The organism is Phocaeicola coprophilus DSM 18228 = JCM 13818 (genome assembly GCF_000157915.1).
In the GTDB taxonomy this organism is placed as follows: Bacteria; Bacteroidota; Bacteroidia; order Bacteroidales; family Bacteroidaceae; genus Phocaeicola; species Phocaeicola coprophilus.
Genome location: NZ_EQ973632.1, coordinates 462,865 through 467,969, shown reverse-complemented (window position 1 = coordinate 467,969; position 5,105 = coordinate 462,865). Strand labels below are relative to the sequence as shown.

Annotated in this window: 6 protein-coding genes; 2 read left to right on the top strand and 4 right to left on the bottom strand. The window is 47.8% G+C overall.

What is annotated here, in order from left to right:
• Nucleotides 1–918, top strand: a 918-nt coding sequence (locus tag BACCOPRO_RS03620; protein WP_008141022.1) for an HAD-IC family P-type ATPase, incomplete at its 5' end; no start/stop codon positions are given.
• Nucleotides 919–2,043 (top strand): hypothetical protein, encoded by a 1,125-nt coding sequence (locus BACCOPRO_RS03615; protein WP_008141020.1) that lies wholly within the window; start codon nucleotides 919–921, stop codon nucleotides 2,041–2,043.
• A gap of 200 nt (nucleotides 2,044–2,243) precedes the next feature.
• On the opposite strand, the gene BACCOPRO_RS03610 is transcribed toward BACCOPRO_RS03615, so the two are convergent.
• The 4 genes from BACCOPRO_RS03610 to BACCOPRO_RS03595 form a co-directional block, all read right to left on the bottom strand.
• Nucleotides 2,244–2,528, bottom strand: a complete 285-nt coding sequence (locus BACCOPRO_RS03610) for a winged helix-turn-helix domain-containing protein (protein ID WP_008141017.1) — start codon at nucleotides 2,526–2,528, stop codon at nucleotides 2,244–2,246.
• Entirely contained in the window at nucleotides 2,513–3,139 is a 627-nt protein-coding gene (locus BACCOPRO_RS03605) for a hypothetical protein (protein WP_008141015.1), read from the bottom strand. Before BACCOPRO_RS03605 ends, BACCOPRO_RS03610 begins: the two co-directional genes overlap by 16 nt.
• Nucleotides 3,140–3,221: 82 nt before the next feature.
• Nucleotides 3,222–3,449, bottom strand: a complete 228-nt coding sequence (locus BACCOPRO_RS03600) for a 2TM domain-containing protein (protein ID WP_008141013.1) — start codon at nucleotides 3,447–3,449, stop codon at nucleotides 3,222–3,224.
• A gap of 228 nt (nucleotides 3,450–3,677) precedes the next feature.
• Nucleotides 3,678–5,066 (bottom strand): cytochrome-c peroxidase, encoded by a 1,389-nt coding sequence (locus tag BACCOPRO_RS03595; protein ID WP_008141011.1) that lies wholly within the window; start codon nucleotides 5,064–5,066, stop codon nucleotides 3,678–3,680.
• Between the last annotated feature and the right edge of the window lie 39 nt (nucleotides 5,067–5,105).

Here is a 5,105-nt window from a genome sequence, read left to right as displayed (position 1 = left end):
GAACTGGAAGCCATGGATCAGGCCGACAAACAGGAAGCCGTGAAACGGACAACCGTTTTCTCCAAGCTCACTCCGCATCAGAAAACAGAGATCATCATCCTGTTGCAGGAACAGCAGAACACGGTAGGATTCCTGGGCGACGGTATCAATGATGCAGCTGCACTCCGCCAGTCCGACATCGGTATTTCAGTCGATTCGGCAGTAGACATTGCCAAGGAAAGTGCAGACATCATCCTGCTTGAAAAGGATCTGATGGTGCTTGAAGACGGAGTGCTCGAAGGACGCAAGACGTTCGGCAACATCACCAAGTACATCAAAATGACAGCCAGTTCAAACTTCGGCAATATGTTCAGTGTGATGGCTGCCAGTGCATTCCTGCCTTTCCTGCCGATGATGCCGATCCATCTGCTAATCCAGAATCTGCTCTACGACTTTTCGCAGACCACGATTCCTTTCGACCGCATGGATGCCGATTATCTGCGGACGCCGCGAAAATGGGATGCCTCGGATCTGAGCAGGTTCATGATCTTCATCGGTCCGATCAGTTCGGTATTCGACATCCTGACTTATCTCGTCATGTGGAAAGTATTCGGATGCAACTCACCGGAACATCAGGCACTTTTCCAGTCTGGCTGGTTCATCGAAGGCCTTCTCTCGCAGACGCTGATCGTACACATGATCCGCACGCAGAAGATTCCTTTCATCCAGAGCAGAGCTTCCTGGCAGGTCACCGGACTGACCGTCCTGATCATGGCCACAGGTATTCTCCTGCCCTTCACCCGCCTGGGCAACTCCATCGGACTGACCGCTCTTCCGCTGAGTTACTTCCCGTGGCTGGCAGGAATCCTTACCTGCTATTGCGTACTGACCCAAGTGATCAAAAACTGGTATATCCGCAGATTTGTAAAATGGCTGTAAATGAAACTTACAAAATGGATTCTGACAGGAGTTGTGGCAGCGGGAAGCTGCCACAATCTCATGGCAGGAAATTTCGGAGCCGAATACACTACCGAATGGCAAACCGATTTCCGCCAGGGAGTGAACTGGGTGAATCTGCTTCACCTCAGTTATTCCTCTCCCACTTTTCTCGGCATGCAGCTGAATGCGGCTTCCGTCAGCATCGCCCAGACACGGGAAGAAGCGTTCATGCATGACCTGCAGACTTTCTCAAACATTGAAGAAGAAAACCTGCCTTTTGCCCTGAGTATGCTCGGCATCGGCAGAGAAACAGAAAAATACTCCGTCTTTTTCGGCATACGGAATGTGAATGAGGACTATTTCACCTCGCCTTGCACCTCCCTGTTCACAAACAGTTCGTGCGGCATCTTTCCAACATTGTCAGCCGAAACGCCGCTTGCCAACTATCCGGTTGCTTCCGTCGGGTTCGACGGAAAGATACGATGGAACCGGTGGCAGTTTCAACTCTCCGTCTACAACGGCACGGGCAACAAACAGCTGACCGGAAAAGAAAATGTATTCCGCTTCTGTCCGAAGTCAGACGGAATACTGGGTATGACTTCTCTTAACTATGAGTACAATGGCAGCAATTATTTTATGGGCTTTGCTTTACGCAGCGGGATGCTGGAGCATCATGAGAATGGAAACCAAAGGCCGGAAACTGAAACGGCAGAGAAAGAATGCGCCCGGATCATCTGGGCATACGCAGAACAACGCCTCAGTTCACACTGCAGCCTCCTCCTGCAATATTCTCTGCGGACGGGAACTCCAACAGGATGCCGCCGGTACGCCGGAGCCGGCATCGTCGTACAGTGCGGAAAGACGCAAGGGGGAATCGTCCTCAACTGGGCGGACTTTGTCAACGAAAAAGAATGGGCAGCCGAACTCACCTGGAAAATTCCCTGCCTGAAACGGGGCTATCTCCAGCCGGCTCTGCACCTGATCCGGAATGATGTCTCGAAAGGCCTGACAGGACTGATCCGCTTCGGGTACCGCATAGTCAGCCCACTTGACCGCCTGCCGGCAACGACCGCACATTCCCTTCGCATTGACCGGTCAATGCAAAAAAATCGACCGCACGATTGAGCCCCAACGACTGCTCGATTGAGCAGCAATGACCGCACGATTCAGCTGTAATAAATGCACGATCCGGCAGGGGGATCACAAAGACTTAAATTCTTCCTCAAAAAACGCTTCGGCGTTTAAAGCAAAAGAACGAATCATTTTGCTTCAAACGCCGAAACGTTTTTAAAAAAGGCCGCGGCCTTTTTTCAGGATGAAACCGGTTACAGGTTCAGATAACTTTTCAGAGCCTCCACATATTCCTCCATGGCCGCCTTTCCGGCCTCGGTAATGCAACAGGTCGTTCGCGGCTTCTTTCCGGTAAAACTCTTGTTCACCTGAATGTACCCCGCTTCACTCAACTTATCGATCTGCACGCTGAGATTGCCGGCCGTAGCATTCGTCTGCTCCTTCAGATAGACAAAATCGGCCTCATCCACCGACAAAAGGATGGACATGACTGCCAGTCGCAACTGGGAATGAAGAAGTGGATTCAGTTCTTTGAGCATGACTCTTTGGCTTTGCGGTTAATATAATGTCCGGGAACAACCATCATCACGACAAACGATAATCCGAAGTACAGATACCAGTCAATCGTCACAGCCCGATGAATGGTGAAGGCCATCAGCATATAGATGGCAAAACAGAAGGCAACCAGCGGAGACCAGGTCACCAGACGGCTGCGGATTATGACTCCGGTAATGGAAACTCCAATGCCGGCATAAAGCAAAGAAAGTGGAAGCATCAGCGAGAAATCTACTCCTCCGTAATAGAAGGAAAGAGCAAACATGACCAGAACTGTCAGGATAAACAGGCTTCCAATGACCAGCCACACCTGCATGATTGCCCGGTCGGCATAGGTAATGACCGCACTTTCGTTCTTACGCTCCATCCAGCGCATATAGAACCAAAACAGAAACATTCCGAACCAGCCCAGGCTCCATCGGGAATCACCGGTATAGTAAACGAGCATGAACAGTATCACCGACAAAGCTGCCGTAAAATAGCCCCAATAAAGGAATTGGTTTCCGCTTCCCACTTGCATATTCTCACGGGTCGTCTGAATCATCCGGGAAATCAGTTCCAGACTTTCTTTTTCAGATAATCTTTTTTCTTCCATAACTCACTTGTTTTAGTTGTTCAAAAATAATGTAGTTGATTCAATAAACCTAACGGGGAATACCAGATTAATAAATATTTTATTACTTTTCCTCCTCATTATCACTAATATAATACCACGATATGAGCTTTAACAGCAGACTTAATCCCCACCCCAAGGCCACCCATCCTGCCCACCAGCACTGTGGAGAGGTTGCATAATTCAGCACAACCAGAAAAAGATTCATCACTACATATTGCATGATTCCAAACTTCAAACGGGAAGGTAGCCGATGAAAGAGCTGTTTTGCTTTGTTTTTTGTTTCCATCATGATCAGATTTTAATTAAACAAATAAGTTTATTTTATAAACCACGGGGTGATAAATAAAAGCAAGGAGGCGCGCTTCTCTCTTGCTGGTATTGCAAAGATAAATAAGTTTATTTTATAAACCAAATAAAAGGAAAATTATTTTTCATACTATGATAAATTAAATAAGGCTGTCTCAACATTCAAAATGAATATGAAACAGCCTTATATATAAGTAAGGTATAAACCTAATTACTTCTGCAAGTCATTTGCATTCGTCAACAGCTTGCCTTGATATTCTCCGGTCAGTGTCTGCAGGAACGAAACAATCTGTTTTACTTCCTGCTGTGTCAAATCCACTCCCACTTCATACTTGGCCATGGCGATGACCGCATCTTCCAGCGTAGCCTGAGTTGCATCGTGGAAGTAAGGAGCAGTCAGTGCCACATTGCGCAGACCGGGTACTTTAAAGCGATGACGGTCTCTTTCATCCTTCGTTTCCTTGAAACGGCCGTTATCTTCAATGGTCAGTTCCGTACCTCGGTCGGCAAAATAATCGTGCTTGATACCCATCAGTTCATACGACTGTCCACCCATATTTTCGCCGACATGACAAGTGGCACAGTTGTATTTCTTGAACAAATCATATCCGGCCACTTCTTCTGCATTCATTGCTGTCTGGTCTCCTTTCAGATATTTATCGAAACGAGAATTCGGAGTCAGCAGGGTTCTTTCAAACTCCTGAATGGCATTGGTAATGTTATTCTGATTGATTCCGTCAGGATATACTTCTTCAAAAGCTTTCTTGAATGCCGCATCTGCATTCAGCTTTTCGCAGATTTCATCGAATGACTTGCAAGCCATTTCCACCGGATTCAAAGGAGGTCCGGCCGCCTGATCAGCCAACGTAGCGGCACGTCCGTCCCAGAACTGAACGAAATTATACAATGCATTATACACGGTCGGAGCATTCACGCCTCCCAGCTGTCCGCCGACACCTTCTGAAAAGGCCTTATTGTCGACACCGCCTGTATTCAGCCCGTGGCAGGAAGAACAAGACACGGTATTGTCTGCCGACAAACGCACGTCGTGGAACAGCAGGTTACCCAGGATCACCTTGCGCATATCTACCGCTACAGAGTCCTGAACCGGACGGATTGCTTCATTAGTCCATTGTGCATCAGCCAGCGGATTCGGATAAAAAGCAGTACGCTGGGATTTAACCCATGCAAGAGCCATCTGCTTTTCCGTATCACTGACCGAAGATCCCCAGTGAACAAGATAATACTTGGCCAACGGCATCGTACCGTCAGCAATTACTTTCTCTACCTTTGCCAGATCAACCTCACTGACTTTCTCGCCTTTCTGCAATGCCTCAAACATCGGAGCCATGTCAAACGAACGATAACCCAGGCGGATATCTTCCTTCACCAGCTTGCCCGCAACCGGAAGTCCGGCATAAAAAGGCAATTCGGGATTAGCTGTATGGCAAGCCATGCAGCCGCTGCTCTCAATGATTTCTGCCATTTGCGCATTACTTTCCAGGCTGGCGGAAGGAGCTTTATTCGCCAACCGGTACACCCCGCAAAGCAAGGCAACCACCACCAGTACGAAAAGAATAATCTTCGATGTTTTTTTCATAAATGAATGAATTAAAAATTAAACAATCAGTATATATAA